This window comes from Variovorax paradoxus, assembly GCF_024734665.1.
Classification (GTDB): Bacteria; Pseudomonadota; Gammaproteobacteria; order Burkholderiales; family Burkholderiaceae_C; genus Variovorax.
The window spans coordinates 5,480,238-5,497,718 of the sequence record NZ_CP102931.1 but is presented as its reverse complement, the minus strand read 5'-3'; the positions used below and the strand labels follow the sequence as shown (position 1 = coordinate 5,497,718).

Below are 17,481 nucleotides of genomic sequence, written 5' to 3'. Positions count from 1 at the left end.
ACATCTCAGACTTGGAACTCCGAAAACCATGGAATGCACAGTAAGTTGGACCGGTGACGCGGGTACGCGATCGGCCATGGGCTTCGTCGCCGAGACGGGCAGCGGCCATGTCCTGATGATGGATGGCGCACCGGATGCCGCGAAGCCCGAGAACGGCGGACAGAATCTCGCCGCGCGGCCGATGGAGACCGTTCTTGCCGGTACCGGGGGATGCACTGCCTACGATGTCGTGCTCATATTGAAGCGCGGACGCCATCGCGTCGAGCGCTGCAGCGTCAAGCTGACCAGCGAGCGCGCCGAAAAAGACCCGAAGGTCTTCACGAAGATCCACATGCACTTCACCGTGGCGGGCAAGGGAATTCCGGCCTCTGCCGTGGAGCGCGCAATCGCACTGAGTCACGAAACGTATTGCTCCGCCAGCATCATGCTGGCGAAGACAGCCGAAATCACCACCAGCTTCGACCTGATCGAAACCTGAGTCGGCCGGCCTAGATGCGGTGCGCCAGCGTGGTCATCACGCGGGAAGCCACGCGCATCAGGGCCTTGGCCGGCGCCGGGAGCTCCGCCGCACCGGCGGCGACAGCCTGCGACGCATGGCGGGCTTCGTCGAGCTTCATCTGCTCGACCACCGCCTTGGATGCGCTGTCTCCGGGCGGGAGGCGATCGAGGTGGCTGTCCAGGTGGGCCTCTACCTGGCGCTCGGTCTCCGCGACGAACCCCAGGCTCAACGGGTCCCCTAGACGGCCTGCGACGAGACCGAGGCCGAAGGCGCCCACATACCAGAGAGGATTCAGGATCGACGGGCGCGCGCCCAGCTCGTCAAGCCGCTGCCGGGTCCATGCCAGGTGATCGGTTTCTTCGTGCGCCGCTTCGATGAAATGGGCGCGCAGCGCGGGATCGCGTGTCACTGCCGCCTGGGCTGTGTAAAGCGCCTGTGCGCAGACTTCACCCACATGGTTCACCCGCATCAGCGCGCCGGCTTCCCGACGTTCCGCTTCACTCATCTCGCCCGGCGCCTGTGAGGGGGCGGGCGTCGCCCGCGTGGCATGGGGGCGGGCAAAAAGCGTGCGCAATGCCGCGTCTGCCGCGGTCAGAACGGGGTCGATCATGAGCGTCATGCGCCTATTTGAACGCACATGCGAAATGCCATGCCGGAGCCTCGTCATATTTCACATAGTGGTGTACGGAGGGGCCTAAGTCCTTTGTTGCAAGCGTGCAACGAAACGCGCGGGCCTTCCAAGATTTCGGGCGAATTGTTTTGCCCTGCCGCAGCGGCTCTGGTGCAATAGCATCAACTTCCCAAAAGGAGGTTGGCCCGGGGTCCGGTGGGAGCACAAAAGTGCCAGTCACGGTGAGCCCTTCGCACCGGAGCCCTATGTTTAACCTTGGAGAAACTTGCAATGAAAAAATCTCTAGTTGCTCTGGCTGCCCTGGCTGTTGCCGGTGTTGCCTCGGCTCAGTCGTCCGTCACGCTGTTTGGTGTGGTCGACGCGTCGATCAGCGGCTATTCGAGCACCTCGCGTGACCTGAACCAGGCCACGCTCCTGAACCCGTTCTATCTGAACCAAGGCAGCCGCAAGGCCAGCCGCACGGAACTGGCTAACTCGGGTTACAACTCCAGCCGTCTGGGCTTCCGTGGTACGGAAGACCTCGGTGGTGGCCTGGCAGCCAGCTTCTGGCTCGAAGCCCCGATCAAGAACGATGACGGCTCTGAAGGTGTTGCAACGTTCGCTCGTCGCTCGACCGTCAGCCTGTCGGGTGGTTTCGGTGAAGTTCGCCTGGGTCGTGACTACACCGCCACGTTCTGGAACGACACCGTGTTCGATCCGTTCGGCACCAACGGCGTTGGCACCAACCTGATCTTCTCGTCCAGCAATCAGCTCGGCGCCTTCGGCACCCCCGCAGCGTCGACCGGCGCCGCCACCAACACCGGCACCAGCAACTACGTTCGCGCAAGCAACGTCGTTGGCTACTTCCTGCCGCCGAACCTGGGTGGTTTCTACGGTCAAGTGCAGTACGGCTTCGCAGAGAAGACCAAGTACAGCCCTGGTCTGTCTACGCCTAACGTGGCCAACAGCCAACGTCAAGGTCGTTACGTCGGTGGCCGCTTCGGCTACGCCAACGGTCCTCTGGACGTTGCGCTGGCTTATGGCAGCAGCACCGTGGGTGACGACTACTACGCCGGCACGACCACCAAGACCAACACGCTGAACCTGGGCGCTTCGTATGACTTCGGTCCCGTGAAGCTGTTCGGTGAACTGTCGAAGGTCAAGAACAAGGTTGACTACGAAGTGACGCCGCTGGCTGGTGGCCGTGCTGACACCGATGTGACCGGTTACCTGCTCGGCGCAACCGTGCCGGTCGGTGCTGGCCTGATCCGCGCTTCGTGGTCGCACGTCAAGTACGACCTGAACACGCCTACCACGCTGTTCGGTGTGAACACGCCTGATCCCAAGGCCAACAAGCTGGCTCTGGGCTACGTGCACAACCTGTCGAAGCGCACGGCTCTGTACGCAACGGTTGCTCGCATCAGCAACAAGAACGGCGCAGCTCTGACCGTTGGCGGCCCTTCGTTCGTGACCACCGGTGGCTTCACGCCCCGTTCGTCCACCGGCTACGACTTCGGTATCCGTCACGCTTTCTAATTTGACGCTGGCGTAAGCCAGCTTCGAATCAAAAGCTCGAAAGCCACTCGACGAAAGTCGAGTGGCTTTTTTTCGTCTGGGCATCCTTGAGGAAATCACGAGGCGCACCCCCGGGGAACCACCGTGCGGGCACGCACCTTGCACTGCTAGCATGCCCCGTTCACTCCGCTCGATGAATGATTGCCTTTGTACTGCGCCGCCTGATCCAGGCCGTGATCGTGATGATCGCGGTCGCGTTCATCGCCTTCCTCCTATTCCAATACGTCGGCGACCCCGTCGTGTTCCTGCTGGGGCAGGATGCCAAGCCTGAGCAGATCCGCGAGCTGCGCGCCGCATTGGGGCTCGATCAGCCCTTCTTCGTGCAGTTCTGGCACTTCCTCGTCAATGCTGCACAAGGCGAGTTCGGCCTGAGCCTGCGCCAGGGCGCGAAGGTGTCGCGCCTCATCGGCGAACGCTTTCCCGCCACGCTCGAACTCGCGCTTGTGGCGGCCGTGCTGGCGCTGTTCATCGGCATTCCGATGGGCGTCTACACCGCGCTGCGCCGCGGCACTTTCATGAGCCAGGTGTTCATGACCGTGTCACTGCTTGGCGTGTCCTTGCCCACCTTCCTGATCGGCATCCTGCTGATCCTCGTCTTCGCGGTCACGCTGGGGTGGTTCCCGAGCTTCGGCCGCGGCGAGACAGTGAAGCTCGGCTGGTGGACCAGCGGCCTCTTCAGCGCCGACGGCTGGCAGCACATCGTGTTGCCGGCGGTGACGCTGGCGATCTTCCAGCTCACGCTGATCATGCGGCTGGTGCGCGCCGAGATGCTCGAGGTTCTGCGCACCGACTACATCAAGTTCGCGCGCGCGCGGGGCCTGACGAACCGCGCCATCCACTTCGGCCACGCGCTCAAGAACACGCTGGTGCCCGTGATGACCATCACCGGCCTGCAGCTCGGCGGCCTGATTGCCTTCGCGATCATCACCGAGTCGGTGTTCCAGTGGCCCGGCATGGGCCTGCTGTTCATCCAGGCCGTGACCTTCGCCGACATCCCGGTGATGGCGGCCTACCTGTGCCTCATTGCCCTGATCTTCGTGGTGATCAACCTCGTGGTCGACCTGCTGTATTTCGTGGTCGATCCGCGATTGCGCGTCGGCAAGGCGGGAGGGCACTGACATGATGGCAGCGACAGCAGAGGCCCCGCGCCTGAAGGCCTCCGGCCGCGCGTTCGCGCACATTGCGAACTTCTATCCCGAGATCACGGCCTTCCGCCGCGACCTGCACGCGCACCCCGAGCTCGGCTTCGAAGAGATCTACACCTCCGGCCGCGTGCGCGAGGCCCTGCGTGCCTGCGGTGTCGACGAGATCCACGAAGGCATCGGCAAGACCGGTGTGGTCGGCGTCATTCGCGGCAGGTCGACGGCCAGCGGCCGCATGATCGGCCTGCGCGCCGACATGGACGCGCTGCCCATGCGCGAGGACAACGATTTCGGATGGCGCTCCGCCAGCGAGGGCCTCATGCACGGTTGTGGCCACGACGGCCACACCGCCATGCTGGTTGGCGCCGCACGCTATCTGGCCGAGACGCGCGACTTCGACGGCACCGCCGTGCTCATCTTCCAGCCCGGCGAAGAAGGCTTCGCCGGCGCGCGCGTGATGATCGAGGACGGCCTGTTCGACCGCTTCCCGGTCAACGCCGTCTACGCGATGCACAACTGGCCCGCCATGCCGGCCGGCACCGTTGGCATCAACCGCGGCGCGATGATGGCCGCGGCCGACCGCATCACGATCAGCATCAAGGGCAAGGGCGGCCACGGCGCGCACGCGTACCAGACCGTCGACCCCGTGATCGTCGCGGCGCACATCATCACGGCGGCGCAAACCATCGTCTCGCGCAACGTGCGCCCGATCGATGCGGCCGTCATCAGCATCTGCGCGATGCAGGCCGGCGATCTCGGCGCGATGAGCGTGGTGCCGGGCGAGGCCACGCTGGTCGGCACCGTGCGCACCTTCAGCGCGCGCGTGCAGGCGCAGATCGAGCAGCGGCTGAACGAGCTGTGCGCGGCCATTGCCTCGGGCTTCGGCGCCAGCGCCAGCATCAAGTACGAGCGTATCTACCCCGCCACCATCAACACTGCGCCCGAGGCCATGTTCGCGGCCGACGTGGCCGAGTCGCTGGTCGGCGCGAAGAACGTCGAGCGAAGCATGGAGCCCAGCATGGGCGCCGAAGATTTCTCTTTCATGCTGCAGAAGAAAGCCGGCGCCTACTTGCGCATCGGCCAGGACGTGCGCGACGGCGCCTACCTGCACAACAGCCGCTACGACTTCAATGACGAGATCCTGCCGCTCGGCGCCGCGCTGCATGCCGGCCTGATCGAGCAGGGCATGCCGCTTGCCGTTACCCGCGGTGCGCAGCCAGGGAAAGCCGCCGCTACCGCGGCGACGTGATGTGTTTGATTTCAACCCGAGGAGTGTTCCCATGAGTTTCAGGAAAAGTGTGGCTGCGGCCGCCGTTTTGTGCGCCCTGAGCGCTGTCAGCATGGTCGCCGGCGCGCAGACCATTCGCATCGCGAACCAGGGGGACGCGCTATCGCTGGACCCGCACTCGCTCAACGAATCGCTGCAGCTGAGCGTGACCGCCAACGTCTATGAAACCCTCGTGGGCCGCAACAAGGACCTGAGCCTTGCACCGCTGCTGGCCACCAGCTGGAAGCAGACCTCGCCGAACGTCTGGCGCTTCGAACTGCGCAAGGGCGTGACCTTCCATGACGGCACCCCGTTCTCCGCCGACGACGTGGTGTTCAGCTTTGCGCGCGCCCAGGGCGACGGCTCCGACTTGCGCGCCACGCTGAGCGACATCAAGGCCGTGCGCAAGGTTGGCGACCTCGCAGTCGAGATCGAAACCAACGGCCCCTTCCCCATCCTGCCCGACGTGATCTCGCTCACCATGATCATGAGCAAGAAGTGGTGCGAGGAAAACCAGGCCACCAAGCCGGTGGACCGCCGCAAGGGCATCGAGAACACCGCCTCGTTCAAGGCCAACGGCACCGGCCCGTTCCGCGTGCGCGAACGCCAGCCCAACGTGCGCACCGTGTTCACGCGCAACGGCACCTACTGGGGCAAGATCGACGGCAACGCGCAAGAGATCATCTTCACGCCCATCGCCAACCCAGCCACCCGCGTGGCCGCATTGGTCTCTGGCGAAGTCGACGTGATGGAGCCCGTGCCGGTGCAGGACATCGCCCGCATCAACGCCGCGCCCAACGCACGCGTGATCACCGGCCCCGAGATGCGCACCATCTTCCTGGGCATGGACCAGAAGCGCGACGAGCTGCAGTACTCGAACATCAAGGGCAAGAACCCGTTCAAGGACAAGCGCGTTCGCCAGGCCTTCTACCAGGCCATCGACATCGTCGGCATCCAGAAGACCGTGATGCGCGGCGCCTCCAAGCCCACCGGCCTGCTGGTCGGCCCTGGCATCAACGGCTGGAGCGCCGACCAGGACAAGCGCTTGCCCTACGACGTCGAGGCGGCCAAGAAGCTGCTGACCGAAGCCGGCTACCCGAACGGCTTCGAGGTGTCGCTGAACTGCCCGAACGATCGCTACGTGAACGACGGCCAGATCTGCCAGAGCGTCGCGTCCAACCTCGCGAAGATCGGCGTGAAGATCAACCTCGTCGCCGAGACCAAGGGCACCTACTTCCCGAAGGTGCTGCGCCGCGACACCAGCTTCTACATGCTGGGCTGGACCCCGACCACCTACGACTCGCACAACGCGCTGAGCTCGCTCACCTCCTGCCCCGACGACAAGGGCACCGGCCAGTTCAACCTGGGTGCGTACTGCAACCCCAAGCTCGACGAGCTGACCAAGAAGATCCAGTCCGAGAGCGACAAGGCCAAGCGCAACGAGCTGATCAAGGAGGCGTTCAAGATGCACGCCGACGACATCGGCCACCTGCCGCTGCATCAGCAGTCGCTGGCCTGGGGCGTGAGCAAGAAGGTCGAGCTGGTGCAACTGGCCGACAACTTCATGTACTTCAAGTGGATGAGCATCAAGCCGTGATCCCGCCGGCCGCCCGCAAGGCGGCCTGACCATGGGCCCGCTTCTTGCGGGCCCATCCCTTTTGCCTCACGATGAAAAAAACACTCGCCCGTTGGCTCGACAGCGATGTCGGCTACAGCTTTCGCACATCGCCCGTGGCCATTGGCGCGGCGCTGATCGCGCTGGTCTGCGTGGTCTGCGCGGTGTTCGCCGGATGGGTGTCGCCGCACAACCCCTTCGACCTCGCCACCCTCGAGCTCAGCGACGCGCGCCTGCCGCCCGCATGGAGCGCCGATGGTTCGTCCAAGTACCTGCTCGGCACCGATGACCAGGGCCGCGACATTCACTCGGCCGTCATCTACGGTGCGCGCATCTCGCTGATCGTCGGCCTGGTGTCGGTGGTGCTGTCGGTCGTCGTCGGCGTCGTATTCGGCCTGCTGGCCGGCTTTCTCGGTGGCTGGCTCGACTCGTTCCTCATGCGCGTGTGCGACGTGATGCTGTCGTTTCCGCCCATCCTGGTGGCGCTGCTCATCGCCGGCGTCGGCCGCGCGCTCTTTCCCGGCGCGCACGAGTCACTCGCCTTCGGCGTGCTGATCATTTCCATCTCGCTGACCGGCTGGGTTCAGTACGCGCGCACGGTGCGCGGCTCCACGCTGGTGGAGCGCAACAAGGAATATGTGCAGGCCGCGCGCGTCACCGGCGTAGCGCCGATGCGCATCATGTTGCGCCACGTGCTGCCCAACGTGATGGGGCCGGTGATGGTGCTGGCCACGATCCAGGTGGCGACCGCGATCATCACCGAGGCCACGCTGTCGTTCCTCGGCGTGGGCGTGCCGCCCACTTCGCCTTCGCTGGGCACGCTCATCAGCATCGGCAACCAGTACCTGTTTTCGGGCGAATGGTGGATCACGGTGTTTCCGGGCCTGATGCTGGTGCTGATCGCGCTCAGCGTGAACCTGCTCGGCGACTGGCTGCGCGACGCGCTCAACCCGCGTCTGCGCTGAAGAGAAAGATAAGGAGAACGCCACCATGACGCTGCTCCAGGTCAAAGACCTCGTCGTCGAATTCCCGCACCGCCGCGGCACGCTGCGTGCGCTCGACCGCATTTCATTCGACATCGCGCCCGGCGAAATCCTCGGCGTGGTGGGTGAATCGGGCGCCGGCAAGTCGCTCACGGGCGCGGCCATCATCGGCCTGCTCGAACCGCCGGGCCGCGTGGCCGGCGGTGAGATCCTGCTGGAGGGCCAGCGCATCGACAACCTCGGCTTCGATGCGATGCGGCCCATTCGCGGCCGCAAGATCGGCGCGATTTTTCAAGACCCACTGACCTCGCTGAACCCGCTCTACACCGTGGGCCGGCAGCTGATCGAGACCATTCGCGCCCACTTGCCCGTGACCGAAAGCGAAGCGCGCAAGCGCGCCATCGGCCTGCTGCAGGACACCGGAATTCCCGCCGCCGAGCAGCGCATCGATCACTTCCCGCACCAGTTCTCGGGCGGGATGCGGCAGCGCGTGGTGATCGCATTGGCGCTTGCGGCCGAGCCAAAGCTCATCGTGGCCGACGAGCCGACCACCGCGCTCGACGTGTCGATCCAGGCGCAGATCATCCAGTTGCTCAAGCAGATCTGCAAAGACCGCGGCGCGGCGGTGATGCTGATTACGCACGACATGGGCGTGATCGCCGAAACCTGCGACCGCGTGGCCGTGATGTATGCGGGCCGCATCGCCGAGATCGGCCCGGTGCACGAAGTGATCCACCAGCCCGCGCACCCCTACACCTCGGGCCTGATGGCATCGATTCCCGACATGACGAGCGACCGCGAGCGGCTCAACCAGATCGACGGCGCGATGCCACGGCTCAACGCCATTCCCACGGGCTGCGCCTACAACCCGCGCTGCCCGCGCACCTTTGCGCGCTGCCTCACCGAGCGGCCCGAGCTCATGCATGCTGGCGCCACGCGCGCCGCCTGCTGGCTGCACGATGCCGCCGATCCGCATGCCGGCCAGGCCGAGATTGCGGCACGGCACCACGACGCACTGGCGGCCGGTGAACGCGCCACGCCTGAAGCAGCCGAACCCATCGTGGAGGTGACACGATGAGCGAACCCCTCGTTGTCGCACACGACCTCGCGCGCACCTTCGACGTCTCGCCGCCCTGGCTCAACCGCGTGCTCGAACGCAAACCGCGCGTGCTGCTGCATGCGGTGGACGGCGTGAGCTTTTCTATCGAGCGCGGCAAGACGCTGGCGCTGGTGGGCGAATCGGGTTGCGGCAAGAGCACCGTGGCGCGCCTGCTGGTGGGCCTCTACGCGCCCACGCGCGGCGGCCTGCAGTTCGACGGACAGGACGCGCACGCCGCGTTCAAGACCCCCGAGGGACGCAAGCTGCGCCGCCGCATCCAGATGATCTTCCAGGACCCCTACGCGAGCCTCAACCCGCGCTGGATCGTCGAGGACATCATCGGCGAGCCGCTGCGCGAGCACGACATCCTGAGCGACAAGGCCGCGCTGCGCGAGCGCGTGGGCGAGCTGCTCAAGTCGGTCGGCCTCTCGCCGCTGGACATGAGCAAGTATCCGCACCAGTTCTCGGGCGGCCAGCGCCAGCGCATCTCGATTGCGCGCGCGCTCGCCACGCAGCCCGAGTTCCTGGTGTGCGACGAGCCCACCTCGGCGCTCGACGTGAGCGTGCAGGCGCAGGTGCTCAACATCATGAAGGACCTGCAGCGCGAGCAGGGCCTGACCTATCTCTTCATCTCGCACAACCTGGCCGTGGTGCGCCACGTGGCTGACCAGGTCGGCGTGATGTACCTGGGCCGGCTGGTCGAGGTGGCCGACAAGCAGAAGCTGTTCTCGGCGCCGCAGCATCCGTACACCCGCATGCTGCTCGACGCCATTCCGCAGATGAAGCACACGGGGCGCCAGCGCACGCCGGTGCAGGGCGAGGTGCCGAACCCGCTGAACCCGCCCACGGGCTGCGCCTTTCATCCGCGCTGCCCGCATGCCAATGCGCGCTGCTCGGCGGAGCGGCCGAAGCTGCTGAGCATCAATGGCGTGCAAGTCGCTTGCCACGCGGCCGAGGAGGGCCGCATCTAGCACGGCCGCTTAATCCGGGTCGGCGCCGCGTGTTCGGCTTCAGGTCTATAACTCCTTGGTGCTTTCGTAAAAATCACACCAAGGAGAACAGCACATGTGGGCCTTGCTCTTGTTGCCCTTCATCGGGCTTCTGTGGCTGCCGTTCTACAACAGCCCCTTGCCGGAGCTGTTCGGCTTTCCTTTCTTCTACTGGTACCAGCTGCTGTGGGTGCCGATCACCGCGCTGCTGATCTGGATCGTCTACCGCAGCGGGTATGAAGAGGGAGACGAATGATGGACGGCCAGATCAACTGGACCGCGCTGTCGGTCTTCATCTTCTTCTTCGTGCTGGTCACGGTGATGGGCTTCTGGGCCTCGCGCTGGCAAAGCGGTGGCGCCAAGGGCAAGGGCGCGCACCTCGACGAATGGGGCCTTGGCGGGCGCAACTTCGGCACCTGGATCACCTGGTTCCTGGTGGGCGGCGACTTCTACACCGCCTACACGGTGATCGCCGTGCCGGCGCTGGTGTACGCCGTGGGCGCCTACGGCTTCTTCGCGCTGCCGTACACCATCCTCGTGTACCCGATCGTCTTCATCATCATGCCGAAGCTCTGGCATGCCGCGCACAAGGCCGGGCATGTGACTGCCGCCGACGTGGTGTACGGGCGCTACGGCTCGCGTGCGCTGGAGCTGGCCATTGCCGTGACCGGCGTGGTCGCGACCATGCCCTACATCGCGCTGCAGCTGGTCGGCATGGAGGTCGTCATCAAGGCGCTGGGACTCACGGGCGAGCTGCCGCTGGCGGCGGCCTTCGTGATCCTGGCGCTCTACACCTACTCGGCGGGGCTGCGCGCGCCGGCGCTCATTGCCTTCGTGAAGGACCTGATGATCTACATCGTGGTGCTGGTGGCGGTGGTGCTGGTGCCCATGAAGCTCGGCGGCTACGGCAGCGTGTTCCACGCGGCCGGCGATGCCTTCGCGGCCAAGGGCGGCGCGACGGGGCTCACGCTCAAGCCGGCGCAGTACCTGCCGTATGCGAGCCTGGCGCTGGGCTCGGCGCTTGCGGCCTTCATGTATCCGCACACGCTCACCGGCATCTTCGCGGCCAAGAGTGCCAACACCATCCGCAAGAACGCCGTCTTCCTGCCGGCCTACACGGTGCTGCTGGGGCTCATCGCGCTGCTGGGCTACATGGCCTATGCGGCCCATCTCACGGTGAAGAGCAACAACGACGTGGTGCCGGCGCTCTTCAATGCGCTGTTCCCGTCGTGGTTCGCGGGCTTTGCGTTCGCGGCCATCGCCATTGGCGCGCTGGTGCCGGCGGCGGTGATGTCGATCGGTGCGGCCAACCTGTTCACGCGCAATTTCTGGAAGGCCTACGTGCGGCCCGACGTCACGCCGGCGGGCGAAGCCAAGGTCGCGAAGATCGTGTCGCTGGTGGTCAAGCTGGGGGCGCTGGTGTTCATCCTGTTCCTGCCGACCCAGTTCGCGCTCGATCTGCAGTTGCTGGGCGGGCTGTGGATCCTGCAGACCTTCCCGGCCGTGGTGTTCGGCCTGTTCTTCGGCTGGTTCCGTGCACCGGCGCTGTTGGCGGGCTGGGCTGTGGGGCTGCTCGGCGGTAGCTGGCTGGCGTTCTCGGACGGCATCAAGCCGGTCCACACCTTCGTGATCGGCGATGGCAGCTACACGCTCTACACCGGGCTGGCGGCGCTGGTGCTGAACATCGTGGTCGCGGTGGTGGTGCAACTCGTGGTCAAGGGAGCGCCGCTGCGTGAGGCGCCTGTGCTCGCGAGGAAGTAGGGCGGAACCATCGATCTTCGAAAAAAGTGTGCGCAAAGGCACCGCCTTGCGCCGAAAACTGTTGCAGAGTGCCGCCATGCCAATGACGACAACGCTTGCAACCTCCGAACTGGGCCGCCGCGGCTTCTTGATGGGCACCGCCCTTGGCGCGACCGCGGTGCTGGCCTCGCTGGCTTGCAGTGTGCAAGCTGCCGACGCACCTGCTGGTGGAGCTTCTCGCCGCATGCCGGTGATCTTCATCGGCCATGGCTCGCCGATGAACGCCATCAGCGACAACGCCTTCACGCGCCGGCTGTCGGCATGGGGCCGTGAACTGCCCCGGCCCTCGGCCATCCTCAGCGTGTCGGCGCACTGGCTCAGCCGCGGCGCCACCGGTGTCGGCATGCAGGCCAAGCCGAAGACGATCCACGATTTCGGCGGCTTCCCGCAGGCGCTGTTCGACATCGAGTACCCGGCACCGGGCCACCCCGCGCTTGCCCAGGAGACCGTCGGCGTGGTCAAGCAGACGCCGGTGATCGCCACCGAGCAATGGGGCCTCGACCACGGCACATGGTCGGTACTGAAGCACCTCTACCCCAAGGCCGACATTCCCGTGTTCCAGCTCAGCATCGACTACGACAAGCCGGCCGCCTTCCACTACGCGGTGGGCCGTGACCTTGCCGCGCTGCGCGACAAGGGCGTGCTGGTGATGGGCAGTGGCAACGTGGTGCACAACCTGCGCGCCACCGACCGCGGAACGCCCGACGGGCCCAGCGCCAGCCGTCCATGGGCACAGTCGTTCGACGATGCGGTGAAGTCCGCGCTGGCGGGCCGCGACGACCGCGCATTGGTCGACTACGCGAAGCTGGAAGGCGCATCGACCGCCGTGGCGATGCCTGACCATTACTACCCGTTTCTCTACGCGCTCGGCGCAGCCGGGAGCGGCGAGCGCGCGAAGACGGTCTACGAGGGATTCCAGTCGGGCACGCTCAGCATGCGTTGCCTGCAGTTCGGCTGAGCGCGACCGGCGCGGGCGTTACTGCTCTTCGCCCCAGGCGAAGCCGTCGCGCGCAATCATCGCGCTCGACGCGCTCGGGCCCCAGGTGCCGGCCGCATAGGGGCGCGGGCCGCCGTCCGATTCCCAGCTGTCGATCAGCGGCTCGACCCAGCGCCATGCTTCTTCCTGCTCGTCGCTGCGCACGAACAGGTTCAGGCGGCCGTCGATCACGTCGAGCAGCAGGCGCTCATAGGCGCCCACGCGTTCGGCGCCGAAGCGCTTGTCGAAGTCGAGGTCGAGCTGCACCGGCGCCAGTTGCGCGGCCGCGCTCTGGTTGCCGTTGGTGCGCTGGCGGTTGTCCTGGGCCTGCGCGAGCATGTGCAGCTCCAGCCCGTCCTTGGGCTGCAGGTTGATCACCAGCTTGTTGACGTTGCCTGCCGGCGCGCGATAAATCGCATGCGGCGTGGGCCTGAAGTTGACCTCGATGCGCGCGTCGCGCGAGGCCAGCCGCTTGCCGGTGCGGATGTAGAAGGGCACGCCGGCCCAGCGCCAGTTGGCGATTTCGGTGCGCAGCGCCACGAAGGTTTCGGTGCGGCTGTCGGGGTTCACGCCCGGCTCGTCGCGGTAGCCCTGCACCCGCTCGCCGTAGGCCGTGCCGGCCGTGTACTGGCCGCGCACCGTGTGCAGGCCCAGGCTCTCCGGCGTCCAGGGCTTGAGGGCGCGCAGCACCTTGAGTTTTTCGTCGCGGATGGCGTCGGCGTGCGAGTTGATCGGCGGCTCCATGGCCACGGCGCACAGCAGCTGCAGCGCGTGGTTCTGCACCATGTCGCGCAGTGCGCCGGTCTGGTCGTAGAAGGCGCCGCGCTTTTCCACGCCCAGGTCTTCGGCGATGGTGATCTGGATATTGGAGATGTGCTCGCGGCGCCAGATGGGCTCGAACAGCGCATTGCCGAAGCGCATGGCGAACAGGTTCTGCACCGAAGGCTTGCCGAGGTAGTGGTCGATGCGAAAGACCTGCTTTTCTTCGAGCACCTTGCCCACGGCGGAGTTGATGGCGCGGTTGGAAGCCAGGTCGTGGCCCAGTGGCTTCTCCAGCACGATGCGGGTCCTGGAGCCATTGAGCCCGGCCGCCGCGATCTGCTCGACCACCTGGGTGAAGAGCGCAGGCGCCGTGGCCACGTACATCACTACCGTCTTGGCGTCGCGCTGGTTGAGCAGGCTCGCCAGGCGGGCATAGTCGTCGGGCTTCGAAAGGTCCATGCGCAGGTAGTGCAGCATGGAGGCGAACTTCTCGAACTCCTCGGGCGAGGGCCGCTTGGCGCCTTCGACCGCCTTGAATCGCGACTGGATCAGCTCCCGGTACTGGTCGTCCGACAAGTCGTCCCGCGCCACGCCGACGATGCGGCCGTCAGGTGGCAGGCTGCCGTGCCGGAATGCCTGGAACAGCGCGGGCATCAGCTTGCGCCACGCGAGATCGCCAGTACCGCCGAACAGAACGAGATCGAAGCTCATGATGAGAAAACTTTCCTTTGTCTGAGTGCCGAGGCAGGCTGCATGCGTCGCTGATGCGACATGCGCCAGTCGCGATGGTACTTGTACCGATTCAAGAGACCTGTACTAAAGCTACGCTGCCCCATGGCCGCGAGGCCTTTTTTTATTGCACAGAGGTGGAGAGACCCAATGAAGAGCAAGATTCTCACCGCAGCCGCGCTGCTCGGCCTGTCGGCCGCCGCGTCGGCCCAGACCGTCAACGTGATCTGCTCGGTGCAGGCCGAATGGTGCAACGTGATCTCCACCGTCTATGCCCGTACCACCGGCGTGCGCATCAACATGGCGCTCAAGGGCTCGGGCGAAGCGCTGGCCCAGCTGATTGCCGAGAAGGACAACCCCAAGACCGACATCTGGTTCGGCGGCACCGGCGATCCGCACCTGCAGGCGGCCGAGCAGGGGCTCACGCTCGAATACAAGTCGCCCACGCTGTCGCAGCTGCACCCCTGGGCCCAGCAGCAGGCCAAGCAGTCGGGCTACAAGACGGTCGGCATCTATTCGGGCCCGCTGGGCTTCGGCTACAACCCCGAGCTGCTGGCCAAGAAGAAGCTGCCGGTGCCCAAGACCTGGGCCGACCTGCTCAAGCCCGAGTACAAGGGCGACATCCAGGTGGCCAACCCCGCATCGAGCGGCACGGCCTACACCATGATCGCCACGCTGGTTCAGATGATGGGCGAGGACAAGGCCTTCGACTACCTCAAGGCGCTGCACAAGAACGTGGGCCAGTACACCCGTTCGGGTACCGGCCCGATCAAGGCGGTGGCACGCGGCGAAACCGCCATCTCCATCAGCTTCGTGCATGACGGCCCCGGCGAGAAGATGCAGGGCTTTCCGGTCGAGACCATCACGCCGAGCGACGGCACCGGCGCCGAGATCGGCTCCATGAGCATCATCAAGGGCGCGCGCAACCTCGATGCCGCCAAGAAGTTCTACGAATGGGCACTGACGCCCGCTGCGCAGGAGCTGGGCGCTGCCAACAAGCAGTTCCAGCTGCCGAGCAACATCAACGCCAAGCTCGACCCGCGCATTCCCGATTTCAAGAAGATCAAGTTCATCAACTACGACTACGCCAAGTACGGCGCCAGCGCCGAGCGCCGCCGCCTGATTGCGCGCTGGGAAAAAGACGTCAATTCGCTGCCGCGCTAAGTGGAAGCGCGTTCAGTCGCTGAAAGCGCGCCGGTCAATCCGGCGTCGCTGGCTGCCATCCGGCGCTCGCGGCGCTGGATCTGGGCGTGGGTCGCGCTGGGCTTTGCGGCGTACCTGCTGCTGCCCTGGTATGCGATTCAGGATGCCACCTGGTACGAAGCCGTTCCGCAGGTTTTCGGCCAGGCGGAGGGCGCCAACGGCCTGATGCAGGCGGCTACGCAGGGCCGCAGCTGGCTCTTCATCGGCCTTGCGGGGCTGGTGATGTGCGCCGTGGGCGCGTGGCTGCCGGCGGGGCGGGCACAAGGGCGCTGGTTGCTGGCGGGCGGCGCGATCGGTGCCATCGGGCTTGCCGTCACGGGCTTTGCCATCGGCGCGCGGGGCTGGAGCTTTGCGGCGCTCAACGCGCAGTTCGGCGAGCTGGCCATCAACCAGTTCGGCATCGGCGCGGGCGGCTTCGTGGCGCTCACCGCGCTGGTGCTGCTGGCGGCCTTCGGCATTGCGCGGCTGGGTCTCTTCAAGGGCGACCTGTTCGTGTCCGCCGCGGTCATCGGCTGCGGCGTGCTGATGGCGCTGTTCATTGCCTATCCGGTGAGCAAGGCGTTGTCCGGTGCGTTCTTCAATGAGGACGGGCAGTGGTCGATCACCGCGTTCGTCGCGCGCGTGTTCACCGAGCGCATCTGGGGCCTTGGCTGCCTCTCCGGCGGCGTGCGCTGCGGCGTGGCGTGGAACACGCTGGTACTGGCCCTGCTCACGGCTGCCGGCACCACCTTCCTCGGCACGCTGATGGCGCTGATGGCCGAGCGCGGCAGCAAGCGCGGGCAGGGCGCGCTGCGGGTGCTGGCGTTGCTGCCGATCATCACGCCGCCCTTCGTGGTGGGCCTCGGGCTCATCTTGCTGTTCGGCCGCGCCGGCATCGTCAACCAGGTGCTGGAGAACGTGTTCGGCATCGAGCCCACGCGCTGGTTCTACGGCATGCCGGGCGTGCTGGTGGCGCAGCTGTTCGCGTTCACGCCCATCGCCTTCATGATCATGCGCGGCGTGGTGCAGGGCATTGCGCCCAGCCTCGAGGAAGCCGCGCAGATGCTGCGCGCCGACCGCCGCCGCACCTTCTTCACCATCACACTGCCGCTCTTGAAGCCGGGGCTGGCCAACGCCTTCCTGGTGGGCTTCATCGAGAGCATTGCCGACTTCGGCAACCCGGTGGTGGTGGGCGGGCAGTTCTCGGTGCTGTCGACCGATATCTTCTTTGCCATCGTCGGCGCGCAGTACGACCAGGGCCGTGCGGCCTCGCTGGCCTGGGTGCTCACGCTGTTCGCGCTCGGCGTATTCGCGCTGCAGCGCGGCGTGCTGGGCAAGCAGAACTACACCACCGTGAGCGGCAAGGGCGATGCCGGCATCGCGATGGCGCTGCCCGACGGCGTGCGCCGCACCATCTACTGCATTGCCTTGCCGTGGATCGCGTTTACCGCCGTGGTGTACCTGTTCGCCTTCGCGGGCGGCTTCGTGCAGACCTGGGGACGCGACTACAGCTTCACGCTGAACCACTTCAAGAACGCGTTTGCGCTGGAGTGGGGGCAGTTCGGGCTGGTGTGGGCTGGCACGGCGTGGAACTCGCTGATCACCACACTCAAGCTGGCGGGCATCTCGGCGCCCATTACCGCGGCGCTGGGCCTGCTGATTGCGTGGCTGCTGGCGCGCAACGAGTTCAGGGGGCAGGGGCTGTTCGAGTTCGGTGCGCTGCTGGCCTTTGCCATTCCGGGCACGGTGCTGGGCGTGAGCTACATCCTGGCTTTCAACGTGCCGCCTTTCGAGCTCACGGGCACGGGGCTCATCATTGTGCTGTGCTTCATGTTCCGGAACCTGCCGGTGGGCGTGCGGGCTGGCACGGCCGCCTTCAAGCAGCTGGACCGCTCGCTCGACGAGGCCTCGCTGATGCTGCGCGCCTCGACCTCGCAGACGCTCTTCAAGGTGGTGCTGCCGCTGCTCAAACCCGCGCTGGTGGCCGCGCTGGTCTACAGCTTCGTGCGTGCCATGACGACGGTGAGCGCGGTGATCTTCCTGGTCACGGCGGAGAACGAGCTGGCCACCACCTACATCATCGGCCGCGTCGGCAACGGCGACTACGGCATCGCGCTGGCGTACTGCACGGTGCTCATGATCCTGATGTCGCTGGCCATTGCGCTGGTGCAGTGGGTGGTCGGGGAGCGCAAGCTTGGGCGGCGCAAGGCGGGTGTGCCGGTTGTGCCCGCGCCCGTGCATTGAAACGAGAGA

The 17,481-nt window shown here is 65.9% G+C and carries 15 protein-coding genes; 13 read left to right on the top strand and 2 right to left on the bottom strand.

Features of this window, described 5'->3' with window-relative positions; genetic code table 11:
- Positions 1–28: 28 nt before the first annotated feature.
- Complete coding sequence (locus tag NWF24_RS26010) at positions 29–478, top strand: OsmC family protein (RefSeq protein ID WP_007834112.1); 450 nt, start codon at positions 29–31, stop codon at positions 476–478.
- 10 nt (positions 479–488) lie between these two features.
- On the opposite strand, the gene coq7 is transcribed toward NWF24_RS26010, so the two are convergent.
- Positions 489–1,118, bottom strand: coding sequence for a 2-polyprenyl-3-methyl-6-methoxy-1,4-benzoquinone monooxygenase (gene coq7 / locus NWF24_RS26005; RefSeq protein ID WP_258351061.1), 630 nt, complete (start codon positions 1,116–1,118; stop codon positions 489–491).
- 282 nt (positions 1,119–1,400) lie between these two features.
- On the opposite strand from coq7, the gene NWF24_RS26000 reads away from it, so the two are divergent.
- The 10 genes from NWF24_RS26000 to ygiD all read left to right on the top strand — a co-directional run bounded on the left by NWF24_RS26000 (position 1,401) and on the right by ygiD (position 12,537).
- On the top strand, positions 1,401–2,645 hold the full coding sequence (locus NWF24_RS26000; RefSeq protein ID WP_258351060.1) for a porin: 1,245 nt from the start codon (positions 1,401–1,403) through the stop codon (positions 2,643–2,645).
- Between the two features lie 176 nt (positions 2,646–2,821).
- The gene (locus tag NWF24_RS25995) at positions 2,822–3,802 is read left to right on the top strand and encodes an ABC transporter permease (protein WP_093048330.1); all 981 of its coding nucleotides are present in this window, start codon (positions 2,822–2,824) and stop codon (positions 3,800–3,802) included.
- Between the two features lies 1 nt (position 3,803).
- Positions 3,804–5,075 carry a M20 aminoacylase family protein gene (locus NWF24_RS25990; protein WP_258351059.1) on the top strand — a complete coding sequence of 424 codons (1,272 nt, stop codon included), beginning with the start codon at positions 3,804–3,806 and terminating at the stop codon, positions 5,073–5,075.
- Positions 5,076–5,106: 31 nt separating this feature from the next.
- Positions 5,107–6,690 (top strand): ABC transporter substrate-binding protein, encoded by a 1,584-nt coding sequence (locus NWF24_RS25985; protein WP_258351058.1) that lies wholly within the window; start codon positions 5,107–5,109, stop codon positions 6,688–6,690.
- A 71-nt stretch (positions 6,691–6,761) separates the two neighbouring features.
- Positions 6,762–7,673: an ABC transporter permease gene (locus NWF24_RS25980; RefSeq protein WP_258351057.1), complete on the top strand. Its 912-nt coding sequence runs from the start codon at positions 6,762–6,764 to the stop codon at positions 7,671–7,673.
- 25 nt (positions 7,674–7,698) lie between these two features.
- Complete coding sequence (locus NWF24_RS25975; RefSeq protein WP_258351056.1) at positions 7,699–8,769, top strand: ABC transporter ATP-binding protein; 1,071 nt, start codon at positions 7,699–7,701, stop codon at positions 8,767–8,769.
- Positions 8,766–9,761, top strand: a complete 996-nt coding sequence (locus NWF24_RS25970; RefSeq protein WP_258351055.1) for an ABC transporter ATP-binding protein — start codon at positions 8,766–8,768, stop codon at positions 9,759–9,761. The genes NWF24_RS25975 and NWF24_RS25970 overlap by 4 nt, the downstream gene beginning before the upstream one ends.
- Positions 9,762–9,855: 94 nt before the next feature.
- A complete protein-coding gene (locus NWF24_RS25965; protein ID WP_093075954.1) occupies positions 9,856–10,035 on the top strand; it encodes a DUF3311 domain-containing protein in 180 nt (59 codons plus the stop codon).
- Entirely contained in the window at positions 10,035–11,540 is a 1,506-nt protein-coding gene (gene mctP / locus NWF24_RS25960) for a monocarboxylate uptake permease MctP (protein ID WP_258351054.1), read from the top strand. The genes NWF24_RS25965 and mctP overlap by 1 nt, the downstream gene beginning before the upstream one ends.
- A gap of 76 nt (positions 11,541–11,616) precedes the next feature.
- Positions 11,617–12,537: a 4,5-DOPA-extradiol-dioxygenase gene (gene ygiD, locus NWF24_RS25955; protein WP_258351053.1), complete on the top strand. Its 921-nt coding sequence runs from the start codon at positions 11,617–11,619 to the stop codon at positions 12,535–12,537.
- 18 nt (positions 12,538–12,555) lie between these two features.
- Here ygiD and zwf read toward each other — a convergent pair whose 3' ends face one another.
- Positions 12,556–14,028 carry a glucose-6-phosphate dehydrogenase gene (gene zwf / locus NWF24_RS25950; protein ID WP_093048351.1) on the bottom strand — a complete coding sequence of 491 codons (1,473 nt, stop codon included), beginning with the start codon at positions 14,026–14,028 and terminating at the stop codon, positions 12,556–12,558.
- Between the two features lie 168 nt (positions 14,029–14,196).
- On the opposite strand from zwf, the gene NWF24_RS25945 reads away from it, so the two are divergent.
- Together NWF24_RS25945 and NWF24_RS25940 are read left to right on the top strand one after the other, a co-directional pair.
- Positions 14,197–15,210 carry an ABC transporter substrate-binding protein gene (locus tag NWF24_RS25945; protein WP_093075952.1) on the top strand — a complete coding sequence of 338 codons (1,014 nt, stop codon included), beginning with the start codon at positions 14,197–14,199 and terminating at the stop codon, positions 15,208–15,210.
- The gene (locus NWF24_RS25940) at positions 15,211–17,472 is read left to right on the top strand and encodes an ABC transporter permease (protein ID WP_258351052.1); all 2,262 of its coding nucleotides are present in this window, start codon (positions 15,211–15,213) and stop codon (positions 17,470–17,472) included.
- Positions 17,473–17,481: the final 9 nt, after the last annotated feature.